Genomic DNA, 14,680 nt, shown 5'->3' on the forward strand with positions numbered 1-14,680 from the left:
AGCTAGTTCTTGAATGCAGCTAATCCCTGCCGTGTTCCGCGTTAAGGACAATTGAGAGATGGATAATATATTTATAGTATCTTCGTATACTTTTATCCATAATCAGGGTGGTACCGCGAGCAATACTTTCGTCCCTGTCCAGGGATGGAAGTTTTTTTTATGCCGAAAAAAGGTTAAACTCTATATTTGCAAAAAAATACATACAGAGAAATAGGAGGAAATGTGATGAAGAATTTAACTGGTGCAGAAATCAGAAGTAAATTTTTGGAATTTTTCCAAAGCAAAGGACATGCAATTGAACCAAGCGCGTCTTTAGTTCCCCATGAAGATCCATCTTTATTATGGATTAATAGTGGAGTTGCTACATTGAAAAAATATTTTGATGGTCGGGTAATTCCAGAAAATCCAAGAATAACAAATGCACAAAAGTCTATCCGAACAAATGATATTGAAAACGTAGGGAAAACAGCTCGTCATCATACATTCTTTGAAATGCTAGGTAATTTTTCGATTGGTGATTATTTTAAAGAAGAAGCGATTGAATGGGCTTGGGAGTTTTTGACTGATGAGAAGTGGATTGGCTTTGACAAAGAAAAATTATCTGTAACCATTCATCCCGAAGATGAAGAAGCATATCTCTTATGGAGAGATAAGATTGGTGTACCAGAAAACCGAATTATTCGTTTAGAAGGGAATTTCTGGGATATTGGAGAAGGTCCAAGTGGCCCTAATACAGAAATTTTCTATGATCGTGGTCCTGAATATGGCGACGATATTAATGATCCAGAATTATACCCAGGTGGAGAGAATGACCGTTATCTAGAGGTTTGGAATCTTGTGTTCTCTGAATTTAACCATAATCCAGATGGCACTTATACTCCACTTCCAAAGAAGAATATAGATACTGGAATGGGCTTGGAGCGTATGGCATCTGTTGTTCAAAATGTTCCTACAAACTTCGATACAGATTTATTTATGCCAATTATACAAGCTACAGAACAATTGGCAAACGCTAAGTATGGAGAGAATGCTTCAAGTGATGAAGCATTTAAAGTAATCGCAGACCATATACGTACGGTTGCTTTTGCGATTGGAGACGGAGCACTTCCATCAAATGAAGGAAGAGGCTATGTTTTAAGAAGATTATTGCGTAGAGCAGTACGTTATGCAAAGAAAATTAACATTAATCGTCCATTTATGTTTGAATTAGTTCAAGTGGTTGCAGAAATCATGGTTGATTATTATCCAACTGTAAAGGAAAAAACACCGTTCATTCAAAAAGTAATGAAAAGTGAAGAAGAACGTTTCCATGAAACATTAAATGAAGGTCTTGCAATCCTTTCTGAAGTAATGGAGAAAGCAAAGGAAAAGGGCGTAATAGCAGGAGAAGATATTTTCCGCTTATATGATACCTATGGTTTCCCAGTTGAACTAACAGAGGAATATGCGGAAGAACAAGGTCTTGGCATTGATCATGAAGGTTTTGAAAGGGAAATGGAAAGTCAGCGTGATCGCGCAAGAAAAGCTCGTCAAGAAGTAGACAGTATGCAAGTTCAAAGTGGTGTTTTAGGGAATATCAAGGTAGAAAGTCAATTTGTTGGCTACGAACAGTGGGAAACAGAAGCAAAAATAGTTGCCTTATTAAAGGATGGAGAAGAAGTGGAGTCAGCAGAAGCTGGTGACGAAATTCAATTTATTTTAGATAAGACTCCATTCTATGCTGAGAGCGGCGGTCAAATTGCTGACAAGGGAATTGTGAAATCAACACTTGTAACCATACGGGTAGAAGATGTTCAAAAAGCACCTAATGGTCAAAACTTGCATAGAGGAACGATTGAATCAGGAGCCATTATGGTTAAAGATGAATTAAAGGCTACGGTAGATCGCCAAAATCGTTCCAAAATTGTTAAAAACCATACAGCTACTCATTTATTGCATCAGGCACTAAAGGATGTTTTAGGAACACATGTCAATCAAGCAGGTTCCCTTGTACAACCAGATCGTTTACGTTTTGATTTCTCTCATTTTGGACAAATTACAGCTGAGGAATTAGATGAAATAGAAAAAATCGTTAACGAAAAAATTTGGGAAAGCATCGCGGTACAAATTGATTATAAAAATATTGATGAAGCAAAAGCGATGGGTGCGATGGCTCTATTTGGTGAAAAATATGGTAAAATCGTCCGTGTTGTTCAAGTGGGCTCATATAGCTTAGAACTATGTGGTGGCTGTCATGTAGACAATACTTCAGCAATCGGTTTATTTAAAATTGTATCAGAAGCAGGAATCGGTGCAGGAACTAGACGTATAGAAGCAGTAACTGGACAAGCTGCATATCAACAATTAACAGATCAAATTCATTTATTAAAAGATGCTGCAAATAAATTAAAAACAAGTCCAAAGGATGTTGCTACACGAATTGAAAGTCTTCTTACTGAAGTAAAGCAGTTACAACGTGAAAATGAATCGCTTGCTGCAAAACTAAGTAATATAGAAGCAGGAAATCTTGTAGAAAAAGTAAAAATGGTAAATGGGGTGCCGGTGTTAGCAGCATCAATACCAAATGTTGATATGAATAATTTACGTACAATGGCAGATGAATTAAAACAAAAAATTGGCTCTGTTGTATTAGTTCTTGGAAGTGCTAATGAAGGAAAAGTAAATATCATCGCTGGTGTTACGAAAGATTTAATGGATAAAGGCTATCATGCAGGGAAGATTGTTAAAGAAGTGGCTTCTATTTGCGGCGGCGGCGGTGGCGGTCGTCCAGATATGGCTCAAGCAGGCGGGAAGGATCCATCTAAATTAAAGGATGCCCTAGATTTTGTAGAAGATTATGTGAAATCCGTTTGATATTAGGGACAAGTAGTGTAAAATGTAGATAACTCTTAACAGAAATTGTTCGAAAAGGAAATGGGGTGTTTCAAAATGAGCTCATTCGATAAAACAATGAGATTCAATTTTCCAGAAGAACCATATGAACATGATGTAAAAGAAGTACTTTATCAAGTATATGAAGCACTTCAAGAAAAAGGGTATAATCCGATTAATCAAATAGTTGGTTATCTGCTTTCCGGGGATCCTGCTTATATTCCCCGCCATATGGATGCGCGGAATATCATCAGAAAATTAGAGCGTGATGAAATCATTGAGGAACTTGTGAAGTTTTATTTAAAACAGCAACGAGAGGAATAAACATATGCGAGTAATGGGCTTGGATGTTGGCTCAAAAACAGTTGGAGTAGCTGTTAGTGATGCTTTAGGATGGACAGCACAAGGAATTGAAACGATTCAAATCGATGAAGAAAAAGAACGATTTGGTCTAGAACGCATTGGATCCTTGATTGTTGAGTATGATGTAGGTAAAATAGTGGTTGGACTTCCCAAAAATATGAATGGTAGTATAGGCTTTCGTGGTGAAGCTAGCCAATTGTACGGTAAGCTTTTAGAAGAGCGATTTGAATTGCCAGTTATTTTTTGGGATGAACGACTAACAACAATGGCTGCTGAGAGAATCCTTTTAGAAGCAGATGTTAGTAGGAAAAAACGCAAAAAAGTTATTGATAAAATGGCTGCATCCTTGATCTTGCAAGGGTATTTAGACAGCCAAAAATAATGAGGTGGAAATAATGGAACACGGTGAAACTAATACAATTACAGTTGTAGACGAGCAAGGTAATGAACAATTATGTGAGATTCTGTTTACATTTGAATCGGATGAATTCGGAAAATCATATGTATTATACTATCCTATGGGCGAAGGAGATGACGATGAAGAAATCGATATCCACGCATCTTCTTTCATTCCGAACGAGGAAACAGGAGACGGTGAGCTTTCTCCAATTGAAACTGAAGAAGAATGGGATCTTGTTGAAGAAATGCTTAACACATTCCTTGCAGAACAAGAAGAAGAATAATTTACGGTTAAAAAGAGTCCATTTAGGGCTCTTTTTTTGCACTGTTCTAAATAAATTGCTACTTTTTTTGACTATCAGCTTATGTAAACAAATAGAGCAATCCTTCGATTTCAAATCAGCATAATAAACGCCATAGTATCGGAAAATATCTGATGTTAAGTTACTATCCAGCTATGTTAGCCTCCCATCGACAGGTAAATTTTGATAAAAGCTACAAATTTCTTTGCAAAATATAGTATAATAGGTCGAGATATGTAAAAAAGTTTGATTGGTGTGTGTCAAGGAGGGAAAAGGTTGACTAAAAATAAAGACGAAAAGAATGCTTCAAAGAGTAAGAAAGAGTTATTTTTAGCTAATTTAAATCAGAGACAACAAGAAGCGAAATTAGTAAGAAGAATAGTGGCGATCGTTGCCCTTATATTGATTATAATTGTAGCAGTTGTAGGGACTTCTGGTTATTTCTATATAAAATCAGCACTTCAGCCTGTTAGTTCTGACAGTGATAAAGAAATTATTATTGATATTCCAATTGGTTCTGGTGTAAGCACTATTTCTCAATTGCTGGAAGATAATGGACTCGTAAAAAATGCGAAGGTGTTTAAATATTATGTAAAATTTAAAAATGAGTCGAATTTTATGGCAGGGGAGTATCACATGAATCCTTCCATGACGATTCAGGAAATCATTGAAAGCTTAAAAACAGGCAAGATTATGCAGGAGCCAGTTTTTACTATGACAATACCTGAAGGCAAACAGCTCAAGGAAATAGCTGCTATTATTGCAGAGAAAACAAATCAAAAAGAAGAAGAAATTTGGAAGCAATTAAATGATGAGACATTTATCAAGGGGTTAATGGCACAGTATCCTGATATTCTGACAACAGAAATTTGGGCGAAAAATATTAAGTATCCACTTGAGGGATATTTATTCCCCGCCACATATTCTTATTATGAAGAAAAACCAACACTAGAATCAATCATCTCTGTCATGCTTGATAAAACAGAAAGTGTCGTAAATGCATATGAAACGGAGATTGCAAGAGATGATTTAACTGTTCATCAATTCTTGACAATGTCCTCTTTAATAGAAGAAGAGGCTACAAAAAATGTGGATCGAAAAAAAATTGCAAGTGTCTTCTATAACCGGATTGAAGAAGGCATGCCTCTGCAAACAGATCCTACTGTCCTCTATGCATTAGGTGAACATAAGGATAGAGTGCTTTATGAAGACCTAGAGGTAGATTCTCCATATAATACCTATCAAAATGTAGGCTTACCGCCTGGCCCAATTGCGAATGCTGGAACGATTTCCATGGAAGCTGCATTACATCCGGAAGAAACCGATTATTTATATTTTCTAGCTTCGAAAGATGGGAAAGTATACTTCTCTAAATCGCTTAATGAGCATAATGAATTGAAAGCTAAATATATTACAGAGAATAATTAAAAAAGAGACTGCAGGCAAAAAAATTGCTGCAGTCTTTTTGTCGAGTTTAATCTATTTTGATTTCCATCCTAGATTGTTCGAAAATTCGTCAAAATTATACGGTGTTTACCTTTGATAACCGAAGATTTATTAGCATTCAACAATATTTTATGATAAAATAGTACAAGTGTTTTTGAGTATATATTAGTCAATTACCCGAATTTCATACACATTTAATGAGTTGTTAGGTTCTTATTCAGAAGCTAACTATTTTTAGGTAGAAGACAAAAAAGGATAGGGCTTTAAGGAAAATAGGAGGGACTCATCCTTGCAAAATAAACAAATCCTGGATTACATTGAACAATTAATTCCAGAAAGAAATGAGCAATTGCGAGAAATAGAAGAGTATGCTCGACAAAATGAAGTTCCAATCATGGAGTTAGTAGGAATAGAAGCATTATTACAATTATTGCGTATTCAACAGCCTAAAAAAATCTTGGAGGTTGGTACAGCAATTGGCTATTCCGCATTAAGAATGGCAGAGGTACTCCCGTTTTCTCAAATATTAACGATTGAAAGAGACGAACACCGGTATTTAGTAGCGAAAGAAAATGTAAAAAAGCTTAAAAAGGAATCACAAATAATCTTATTGCAAGGTGATGCCCTTGAACTCGATTCCGCTGTAGAACATTATGGACCGTTTGATGCCATTTTCATTGATGCAGCAAAAGGACAGTATCAAAAGTTTTTTAATCTATACAGCCAATTTTTATCAGCTGACGGAATCGTATATACAGATAATATACTATTTCATGGCTTAGTTGCAGAAAGGGAGATAGAGAGTAGAAACCTTCGCCAATTAGTACGTAAAATAAGAAATTACAATCAATGGCTAATGGAAAATCAGGAATACCACACAGCGATTTTGCCTGTCGGAGACGGTATTGCAATTAGTAAAAAGAGGGGATAATCATGAAAAAACCGGAATTACTAGTAACGCCAACCAGCATAAATGATATTGAGCCACTTATTGATAATGGAGCAGATGCATTTGTGATTGGTGAGCAAAAATTTGGTTTGAGATTAGCTGGTGAATTTGATCGTGAGGCAACAAAAAAGACGATTGAAATAGCTCACCAAAGAGGAAAAAAGGTTTATGTAGCTGTAAATGCTATTTTTCATAATGATAAAATAGAGGATGTAACAGAATATCTTCGTTTTTTAAATGATGTGAAAGCAGATGCTGTTATCTATGGAGATCCAGCTGTTTTAATGATTGCTAGAGAAGTAGCTCCAAGCTTGAAATTACACTGGAGTACAGAAACGACAGGAACGAACTGGTATACGTGTAATTACTGGGGGCGAAAAGGAGCGAAAAGAGCAGTTCTGGCGAGAGAAATTAGCATGGATGCTATTATTGAAACAAAAGAGAACGCAGAAGTAGAAATAGAAATTCAGGTTCATGGAATGGCAACAATGTTTCAATCAAAACGTACTTTGCTAGAACACTATTTCCAATATCAAGGGAAAGAAGTGGAATTGGAAGCGAGCAAAACGGATAAGAATTTATTTCTTCATGATAAAGAAAGAGCAAATAAATACCCTATTTTTCAGGACGAAAATGGTACGCATATTATGAGTCCAAATGATATTTGTATTATTGATGAGCTTCAAGACCTTATAGAAGCTGGCGTTGACTCTTTTAAAATTGATGGTCTTCTAAAAGATTCAGCATATATTATTGCAGTTACTGGTTTTTATCATAAAGCAATATCCATGTACTTAAATAATCCAGGTCAATATGACGAAGAAAAAGATAATTTACTTGCTGAAATAGAAAAAATTCAACCACCTAATAGACCATTAGATACAGGATTTTTCTTTAAAGAAACGGTTTACTAAAAAATGGAGGAGAAGGGAAATGACTATAGTTAAAGATCCTATTTCTGAAATAAGAGATGGAAAAAGAGTAATTATAAAGAAACCGGAACTATTAGCACCAGCTGGTAATCTAGAAAAATTAAAGATCGCTGTTGCTTACGGGGCAGATGCTGTATTTATTGGTGGGCAAGAGTATGGACTTCGTTCGAATGCTGGAAACTTCACTTTTGAAGAAATGAAAGAAGGAGTGGAGTTTGCGAAGAATTATCAGGCGAAAGTATATGTAACAACTAATATTTTTGCACATAACGAAAATATCGATGGATTGGAAGATTACTTATTAGGTTTACAGGCAGCAGGTGTTCACGGAATAATAGTTGCCGATCCTTTAATCATTGAAACTTGTCGACGAGTAGCACCGGAAATTGAGGTCCATTTAAGTACACAGCAATCTCTTTCAAATTGGAAGGCTGTTCAATATTGGAAGGAAGAAGGATTAGAACGTGTTGTGCTTGCTCGTGAAACAAGTGCTGATGAAATAAAAGAAATGAAAGAAAAAGTAGATATTGAAATTGAAACCTTTATCCATGGTGCGATGTGCATCGCTTATTCAGGCCGTTGTACATTAAGTAATCATATGACTGCTAGAGATTCAAATCGTGGTGGTTGCTGTCAATCCTGTCGTTGGGACTATGATTTATACAAGCTAGAGGGAGAAGAAGAACAGGCTTTATTTACGGATGGGGATGCCCCTTTTGTAATGAGCCCGAAAGACTTAAAACTAGTTGAATCGATTCCTCGTATGATTGAACTAGGTATTGATAGTTTGAAAATTGAAGGTAGAATGAAATCTATTCATTATATAGCAACAGTTGTTAGTGTATATCGTAAAGTTATTGATGCTTATTGTGCTGATCCAGACAACTTTATCATTCAAGAGGAGTGGCTAAAAGAACTGGATAAATGTGCAAATCGAGAGACAGCACCTGCTTTCTTTGAGGGACAGCCAGGGTATAAAGAGCAAATGTTTGGAAATCATAGCAAAAAGACTACATTTGACTTTGCTGGTTTAGTGCTGGATTATCAAGAAGATACAAAAATGGTAACATTACAACAAAGAAACTTCTTTAAACAGGGGCAGGAAGTCGAATTTTTCGGTCCAGAAATCGATAATTTTACAATGGTTGTTGAAAAAATTTGGGATGCAGATGGCAACGAAATCGATGCAGCAAGACATCCGTTACAGATTGTTAAATTCAAGGTGGATCACCCTGTTTATCCAAATAATATGATGCGAAAGGAGCTTTAATTAGCATGCAGCCGAAACCAGTAGTAATAGGTGTCGCAGGTGGCTCCGGTTCTGGAAAAACAAGTGTGACAAAAGCTATATTTGACCATTTTAAAGGACATTCCATTTTGATGCTCGAACAAGATTATTATTATAAAGATCAATCTCATTTACCTTTTGAGGAGAGATTGAAAACAAATTATGATCATCCTCTCGCATTTGATACGGAGTTATTAATAAGCCACATTCAAAAATTATTAAATTATGAGTCAGTGGAAAAGCCTGTATATAATTATGCCATGCATACCCGTTCAGAGGAAACGATACTAGTTGAGCCAAAGGATGTAATTATTGTTGAAGGTATTTTAATTTTAGAAGATGAAGGTCTAAGAAATTTAATGGATATGAAGCTGTTTGTGGATACAGACGCTGATTTGCGTATTATCAGAAGATTGATGAGAGATATCAAAGAAAGAGGAAGATCCATTGACTCCGTGATTGAACAATATGTAAATGTAGTTCGCCCGATGCATAATCAATTTATAGAACCAACGAAAAGATATGCAGATGTTATCATTCCAGAAGGCGGCCATAATCATGTAGCAATTGACTTGATGGTTACAAAAATTCAAACAATTCTTGAACAAAAATCGCTTTTATGAAACAATAGATAGTATTCATTAAAAAGTACTTAGATAAATTTAGGCTGGGACAAAAGCATTTAGAGAGTCCGACTTTATAGATTTACTATTTAGTTTGATCCCAGCTTCATTTTTCCCAATAATGATTATGTAAGTACCAATAAGTTAAGATAACAGGAAGAAGAGGAATAGAGTGTTAGAAGGCAATGGAGGAAACAAAGTGAACTTCATTAAAGGGAATCAATTTTCAACAAAAACCACTAATCAGTAAAAAAATGTTTAAACAGAACGGTTAATCTGGTAGAAAATGCTTTCTTTTTTCCTCAATCCGTATTAAACTCATTCTATTAGAAAAAAAGCGCGTCTATCCAAAGTTGTCGTGCTAGTATCTTTAATACATAATTTATTAGGGGCTTTTAGAAGAGCATATATGTTATTTTTTCTATTAATCCCATACTTGAAGGAGTGAAGATTTTGGCAATTGAAAAAGAATTTCCAATGACATTAGCAGGTAAAGAAAAATTAGAACAGGAATTAGAGCAATTAAAAACGGTAAAACGTAAAGAAGTAGTAGAACGTATTAAAATTGCACGTAGTTTCGGAGATTTATCTGAGAACTCAGAGTATGATTCAGCGAAAGAAGAGCAAGCATTTGTCGAAGGTCGTATTACGACAATTGAAAATATGATTCGTAATGCAAAGATAATCTCTGAAGACGAACTTGATCGTGACACAGTTTCTCTTGGAAGCTCTGTAACCTTTATCGAGCTTCCAGATGGAGAGGAAGAAACATATACCATCGTTGGTAGTGCGGAGGCAGATCCGTTTGAAGGGAAAATTTCTAACGATTCTCCAATTGCCAAAAGCTTATTCGGAAAAAAAGTTGGAGACAAGGTTATTGTACAAACTCCAGGTGGAGAAATGAATGTACAAATCGTTACAATTAAATAAGTATGATTTAAATAAGTTGGTAACAATATAAAAAGTTATCATGACTTGTTTATAAAGGAGACACCTCGTCAACACTCTTGATGAGGTGTTTTTTATGTGGAGAAAAAGAATAGTTGGCATTGGCATTGTTTTTTTATTTGCCCTTTGTGTTTTGCTTGGTCGGTTAATACAAGTTCAGTTAGTAGAGACAAACCATTTTACTAAGCATAATATTAATTTGGTGGAAGCAAGTGTAAAGCAAAGATCTCAGGAAATGGAATTAGACAATGGTCGGGGAACCTTTCTTGATAAAAATGGGGATGCTCTAACACATCAGACAAAAGCGGTTTTAATATTATTTCCATTTTTAAATAAAATGGATTGGGATAGCAAAAAAGTAGCGGATATTATTGGGACAAGTGAATACAATGTAAAGAAAAGTATAGTAGATGCCGAAGATCCAGTAGTATTTGGAGGTAAGGAACCTTTAGAATTAACAAGCAGTCAAATGTCTGCTATCAATAAGCTAAAAATACCAGGTGTATTTGCTGCGGAGAAAAAATTTCATATCAATAACAATATGGCTGAACAATTGCTTGGTATTACTGGACAAAACTACGAAGAACTTCAAAAGCGTTATCCAGATAGAGAAATATCAAGTAATACATTAATTGGCTTAACCGGATTGGAAAGAAGTTTTGATGAATTTCTGTTGCCAGATGGGGAATCAAAGCTTGTTTACCATGTAGATGCAAAAGGAGGACCGCTATTTGGCTTAAATGTTAAATATGTAGAACCAGCGAATCCTTTTTACCCTGTCAATGTTCGAACTACGATTGATACGGAATTACAAGAGATGGCTGAAAGATTAGTGGATGAACAAGGCATAAAGAAGGGTGGACTTGTTCTGTTGGATCTCGAGGATAATTCTGTTGCAGCCATGGTGTCAAGACCAAAGATAAATAAAACAAATCCATATCAGACAGACGGAGTAAATAACTATATGCTGAAACAGCAAATTGTTGGATCTGTTTTTAAAACCGTCATCGCAGCTGCCGCAATTGATAACAAATTGGATGACCCTAATAGGCAATTCAATTGTAGTAAAAAGATTAACGGTGACCCAGACCCAAATTATCAGCATGGGATGCTAAATTTTACAGAAAGTTTTGCTGTTAGCTGTAACAATACATTTGGAACATTAGCAAAAGAATTAAAAGACATAGATGAGAACTTAATCGAAGAATATGCCGAGAAATTATCCTTAACTAGTTTAGTTGGCTGGGAAGGAAGTGTTTTTCATTCAGCAGATTTTCAGCAGTTTAGTGGAGAAGAAAAGGGGAGAGTGTTTCTTAATGCGGAAGCAAAACAGGACAAAAACTTTGTTGCATTAACAGGTATCGGCCAACATGAAGTTCGAGTTACACCACTAGCTGTTGCCAATATGATGGCTACCATTGCTAGAGGAGGGACGAAGGAAAGTGTACAAATCGTATCAGATATTCAATACAAAAATGGAACGACCTTTTACTCTTTTGATAAACAAGAGCTAGACGGGGAAAGTTTATCTCCTTATACTGCATCAAGACTGCAACAGCTATTAAGAGAAGTTGTTAGAAAAGAGAAAGGGACCGGGAGATGGTTTCAGGATCTTCCTTACACGGTTGCGGGTAAATCAGGAACGGCGGAAACAGGCGTATTTCAGGATGGTAAGCAGCTTCATAATAAATGGTTTGCAGGTTACTTTCCATTTGATAAACCTAAGTATGCTTTAGTAGCGGTAAATTTAGATGTCTTTTCAGATGAAGGGGGAGTAAATCAACTTTTTGCCGATGTAGTAAAGGGGATATATGAAAAGCAGTAAGCTCAGGGACCGATAAAGGAAAATACATAGGGTTCCTACTTTTCTAAAAGCGTACTAACATGTTAAAATATGAACAGTGAAAAAGAATTTGAATGGGAAGCCGTGCTTATATAGATAGAATGGAAGAAGTCAATAGGAGGAGAAACACCTTGAGTAAAGAAATAAATAATGAAAATAGCACAAGATATCAACAGAGATCCAAGAGAAAGAAAACGAATCTTATTTTGAATGGGTTAATTATCGCCGTAATTTTATTAATCGGATTCGTATCTTATTCTATTTTTCATACGAACGATGAAAATAATGCAGATAAAAAACAATCGAGCGGTACGAATACAGGTCAGGAAGCAACAAATGACGAAACAGCTAAAACAACTGAATCTGACGAAGCAACGAATGAGGAAGATACACAAGTAGATGAAGAAGCAGCGGAATCGGAAAATGGAGAAATGGTAACAGAAGGGGGAAGTGATTCCAATGTAGTCAAGACAATAGAGAATTCTTCCTGGGAGCCAGTAGGAACAACACAAACTGGTGAGCATGTTGCATCATATTCAGAAGGTGTGGATTGGAAGGAGCAAGTAAAAGCCTTGTCCTATGCGACTGGATTAGATAGTAATAATATGACGGTGTGGTTCCTTGGCAATAACAACAAAGATCCACAAAAATCAATAGGGACCGTTTCTTCGAAAGACCAATCTGAAAAATATAGAGTGTATATTGAATGGGTTGACGGAAGCGGTTGGAAACCGACAAAAGTAGAGGAAATAAAAGATTTAAATATTCGTTAAGAGTGAAACTGGAGGAAAGACTCTCCAGTTCTTTTTTTGGTTTGTATTAAAAATTCTTTTTCAGTTTGAAATGCACAACAGCTGTATAATAAGGCCGCCCATTATCTAGTAAAGTAACCTGATGAGAAACTGAGTGCACTGAGAGTAGAATGGATTTATTTACTTCAATCTGTTCATTTATTTTTTTCTCGATTGTTTTCAAACTCTCGCCTTCAAAAAATTCTACTTTATCTTCGATTAATTCTAATTGAATATTCATGTATAACTCCCTTTCTACTACTAGTAAAAATATCATAACATAAGCAAACGATGGAAGAATAATAAAATAATGAAACACGCAAAAGAGAGTTATTAAAAAATAGGGAATTAACTTACTATTTTAAGTTTGTTGATAACAGGAAGAAAGATATGATAAATTAAGAACAAGAAATATTTTAAAGCGTAGTATACTGATAGGAATTGTATATTATAACAACAGGGGTGCAAAGTTATGGGAAAAGAGTTCCTAGAAATCTTTGAACAATGGGCTGAATCTTATGATGATAGCCTCACTAATGATATCGAATATGAAGAAGTATTTTGTCATTATGACCATATATTAAACAATGTTGCTAAGCGTTCCACTGGCCATGTTGTAGAATTTGGACCGGGAACTGGGAATCTAACACTTCAATTGATTAAAAAAGGATTTAAGGTTACAGCGATTGAACCATCAGCTGCTATGCGAAAAATTGCAAAGGAGAAAATTGGTGCAAGAGCACAGCTAATAGAAGGAGATTTTCTCGAATTCAAGTTAGATTTTATACCAAATACATTTGTAAGTACTTATGCATTTCATCACTTAACCAATCAAGAAAAAGAGGAAGCGATTAAACAGTATAGTAATTTCCTGCCTATAGGTGGTAAAATAGTGTTTGCTGATACAATGTTTGTCACGAAAGAAGCATACGATGAAGCAATAAAGGTAGCGACCGAAAAGGGACAGCAGCATTTAGCAGAAGACTTACAAAGAGAATACTATACAACAATCCCTTTTCTAACGGAAATCTTAGAGAAAAATGGCTTTTCTGCTCATTTCGAGAAGATGAATGATTTTGTTTGGATTATGGAAGGGGAAAAAATAGACGAAAGAGGTAAATGAATTGAAAATCGCAATTATCGGGGCAATGGAAGAAGAAGTAATTTTATTACGTGAAAGAATAACAAACAAGAAAGAACACACAATCGTTGGATTTCAATTTGTTGAAGGGCAATTATACGGTAAAGAGGTTATCCTACTTCGATCAGGTATAGGAAAAGTAAATGCGGCAATGAGCACAACAATCCTCCTTCAGACATTTAAACCAGATTATCTTATTAATACTGGATCAGCAGGGGGACTAAATCCTGAATTAGAAGTAGGAGATGTAGTTATTTCTAACGACGTGCGCCATCATGATGTTGATGCCACAATTTTTGGTTATGAATATGGGCAAGTTCCACAAATGCCTGCAAGTTTTAAGGCAAATGAAAGGTTAATTGATATAGCTGAACAGAGTGCCAAGGAAATTGGAAATCATGCTGTAGTAACAGGTTTGATTACAACAGGTGATTCGTTTATTAATCAACCTGAAAAAGCAGCATTTATTAAATCAAAATTTGATCAACTACAAGCAGTTGAAATGGAAGCAGCGGCTATTGCTCAAGTAGCATATCAATATAACATTCCATTTGTTATTATTCGTTCCTTATCTGATATTGCTGGTAAAGAATCCCACTTATCCTTTGACCAGTATTTAGAAAAGGCAGCTGTACATTCAGCAAATCTAGTTATGGGAATCGTTAGCAGAATCTAAAAGCGGCGGAGGGTTAAAAACCCTTCACCTTTCTTTTTCTATAAAGTCGAGTAATCCAATAAGAATAATAATAAGTAATTATTTTATGGATACCACGAAATTTTCAAC

At 35.6% G+C, this 14,680-nt stretch carries 15 protein-coding genes and 1 other annotated feature (1 of these 16 cut by a window edge); of the genes, 14 read left to right on the forward strand and 1 reads right to left on the reverse strand.

Annotated elements, in window-relative coordinates:
* Nucleotides 1-139, forward strand: a binding site (T-box leader) (it extends 95 nt beyond the left edge of the window).
* Between the two features lie 86 nt (nt 140-225).
* The 12 genes from alaS to QQZ16_RS06220 all read left to right on the forward strand — a co-directional run bounded on the left by alaS (nt 226) and on the right by QQZ16_RS06220 (nt 12,737).
* On the forward strand, nt 226-2,853 hold the full coding sequence (alaS, locus tag QQZ16_RS06165) for an alanine--tRNA ligase (protein WP_235247720.1): 2,628 nt from the start codon (nt 226-228) through the stop codon (nt 2,851-2,853).
* Between the two features lie 75 nt (nt 2,854-2,928).
* The gene (locus QQZ16_RS06170) at nt 2,929-3,195 is read left to right on the forward strand and encodes an IreB family regulatory phosphoprotein (RefSeq protein WP_031538876.1); all 267 of its coding nucleotides are present in this window, start codon (nt 2,929-2,931) and stop codon (nt 3,193-3,195) included.
* 4 nt (nt 3,196-3,199) lie between these two features.
* Nucleotides 3,200-3,616 carry a Holliday junction resolvase RuvX gene (ruvX, locus tag QQZ16_RS06175; protein WP_031538877.1) on the forward strand — a complete coding sequence of 139 codons (417 nt, stop codon included), beginning with the start codon at nt 3,200-3,202 and terminating at the stop codon, nt 3,614-3,616.
* 13 nt (nt 3,617-3,629) lie between these two features.
* Nucleotides 3,630-3,917 (forward strand): DUF1292 domain-containing protein, encoded by a 288-nt coding sequence (locus tag QQZ16_RS06180; protein ID WP_031538878.1) that lies wholly within the window; start codon nt 3,630-3,632, stop codon nt 3,915-3,917.
* Between the two features lie 294 nt (nt 3,918-4,211).
* Nucleotides 4,212-5,363, forward strand: a complete 1,152-nt coding sequence (mltG, locus tag QQZ16_RS06185; RefSeq protein ID WP_235247719.1) for an endolytic transglycosylase MltG — start codon at nt 4,212-4,214, stop codon at nt 5,361-5,363.
* A 307-nt stretch (nt 5,364-5,670) separates the two neighbouring features.
* The gene (locus QQZ16_RS06190) at nt 5,671-6,312 is read left to right on the forward strand and encodes an O-methyltransferase (RefSeq protein ID WP_031538880.1); all 642 of its coding nucleotides are present in this window, start codon (nt 5,671-5,673) and stop codon (nt 6,310-6,312) included.
* Nucleotides 6,313-6,314: 2 nt separating this feature from the next.
* On the forward strand, nt 6,315-7,244 hold the full coding sequence (locus QQZ16_RS06195) for a peptidase U32 family protein (protein WP_031538881.1): 930 nt from the start codon (nt 6,315-6,317) through the stop codon (nt 7,242-7,244).
* 19 nt (nt 7,245-7,263) lie between these two features.
* On the forward strand, nt 7,264-8,532 hold the full coding sequence (locus QQZ16_RS06200) for a peptidase U32 family protein (RefSeq protein ID WP_235247718.1): 1,269 nt from the start codon (nt 7,264-7,266) through the stop codon (nt 8,530-8,532).
* A 5-nt stretch (nt 8,533-8,537) separates the two neighbouring features.
* A complete protein-coding gene (udk, locus tag QQZ16_RS06205) occupies nt 8,538-9,173 on the forward strand; it encodes a uridine kinase (RefSeq protein WP_031538884.1) in 636 nt (211 codons plus the stop codon).
* Between the two features lie 453 nt (nt 9,174-9,626).
* Entirely contained in the window at nt 9,627-10,103 is a 477-nt protein-coding gene (greA, locus tag QQZ16_RS06210; protein ID WP_031538886.1) for a transcription elongation factor GreA, read from the forward strand.
* A 94-nt stretch (nt 10,104-10,197) separates the two neighbouring features.
* Complete coding sequence (locus QQZ16_RS06215) at nt 10,198-11,946, forward strand: peptidoglycan D,D-transpeptidase FtsI family protein (protein ID WP_235247717.1); 1,749 nt, start codon at nt 10,198-10,200, stop codon at nt 11,944-11,946.
* A gap of 149 nt (nt 11,947-12,095) precedes the next feature.
* Nucleotides 12,096-12,737: a DUF1510 family protein gene (locus QQZ16_RS06220; RefSeq protein ID WP_235247898.1), complete on the forward strand. Its 642-nt coding sequence runs from the start codon at nt 12,096-12,098 to the stop codon at nt 12,735-12,737.
* A 46-nt stretch (nt 12,738-12,783) separates the two neighbouring features.
* Here the strand turns inward: QQZ16_RS06220 and QQZ16_RS06225 are convergent, their stop codons facing one another.
* Nucleotides 12,784-12,996, reverse strand: coding sequence for a YrzA family protein (locus QQZ16_RS06225; RefSeq protein WP_031538889.1), 213 nt, complete (start codon nt 12,994-12,996; stop codon nt 12,784-12,786).
* Nucleotides 12,997-13,227: 231 nt separating this feature from the next.
* On the opposite strand from QQZ16_RS06225, the gene QQZ16_RS06230 reads away from it, so the two are divergent.
* Nucleotides 13,228-13,878, forward strand: coding sequence for a class I SAM-dependent methyltransferase (locus QQZ16_RS06230; protein ID WP_235247900.1), 651 nt, complete (start codon nt 13,228-13,230; stop codon nt 13,876-13,878).
* 1 nt (nt 13,879) lies between these two features.
* Nucleotides 13,880-14,572, forward strand: coding sequence for a 5'-methylthioadenosine/S-adenosylhomocysteine nucleosidase (gene mtnN / locus QQZ16_RS06235; RefSeq protein ID WP_235247917.1), 693 nt, complete (start codon nt 13,880-13,882; stop codon nt 14,570-14,572).
* Nucleotides 14,573-14,680: the final 108 nt, after the last annotated feature.

Source organism: Bacillus sp. T2.9-1, from assembly GCF_950097965.1.
Taxonomy (GTDB): Bacteria; Bacillota; Bacilli; order Bacillales; family Cytobacillaceae; genus Niallia; species Niallia hominis.

Bases quoted from the DNA above. Each gene is read 5' to 3' on its own strand.
- alaS (WP_235247720.1), top strand. From the start codon at position 226: ATGAAGAATTTAACTGGTGCAGAAATCAGAAGTAAATTTTTGGAATTT.
- QQZ16_RS06170 (WP_031538876.1), top strand. From the start codon at position 2,929: ATGAGCTCATTCGATAAAACAATGAGATTCAATTTTCCAGAAGAACCA.
- ruvX (WP_031538877.1), top strand. From the start codon at position 3,200: ATGCGAGTAATGGGCTTGGATGTTGGCTCAAAAACAGTTGGAGTAGCT.
- QQZ16_RS06180 (WP_031538878.1), top strand. From the start codon at position 3,630: ATGGAACACGGTGAAACTAATACAATTACAGTTGTAGACGAGCAAGGT.
- QQZ16_RS06195 (WP_031538881.1), top strand. From the start codon at position 6,315: ATGAAAAAACCGGAATTACTAGTAACGCCAACCAGCATAAATGATATT.
- QQZ16_RS06200 (WP_235247718.1), top strand. From the start codon at position 7,264: ATGACTATAGTTAAAGATCCTATTTCTGAAATAAGAGATGGAAAAAGA.
- udk (WP_031538884.1), top strand. From the start codon at position 8,538: ATGCAGCCGAAACCAGTAGTAATAGGTGTCGCAGGTGGCTCCGGTTCT.
- QQZ16_RS06215 (WP_235247717.1), top strand. From the start codon at position 10,198: ATGTGGAGAAAAAGAATAGTTGGCATTGGCATTGTTTTTTTATTTGCC.
- QQZ16_RS06225 (WP_031538889.1), bottom strand. From the start codon at position 12,996: ATGAATATTCAATTAGAATTAATCGAAGATAAAGTAGAATTTTTTGAA.
- QQZ16_RS06230 (WP_235247900.1), top strand. From the start codon at position 13,228: ATGGGAAAAGAGTTCCTAGAAATCTTTGAACAATGGGCTGAATCTTAT.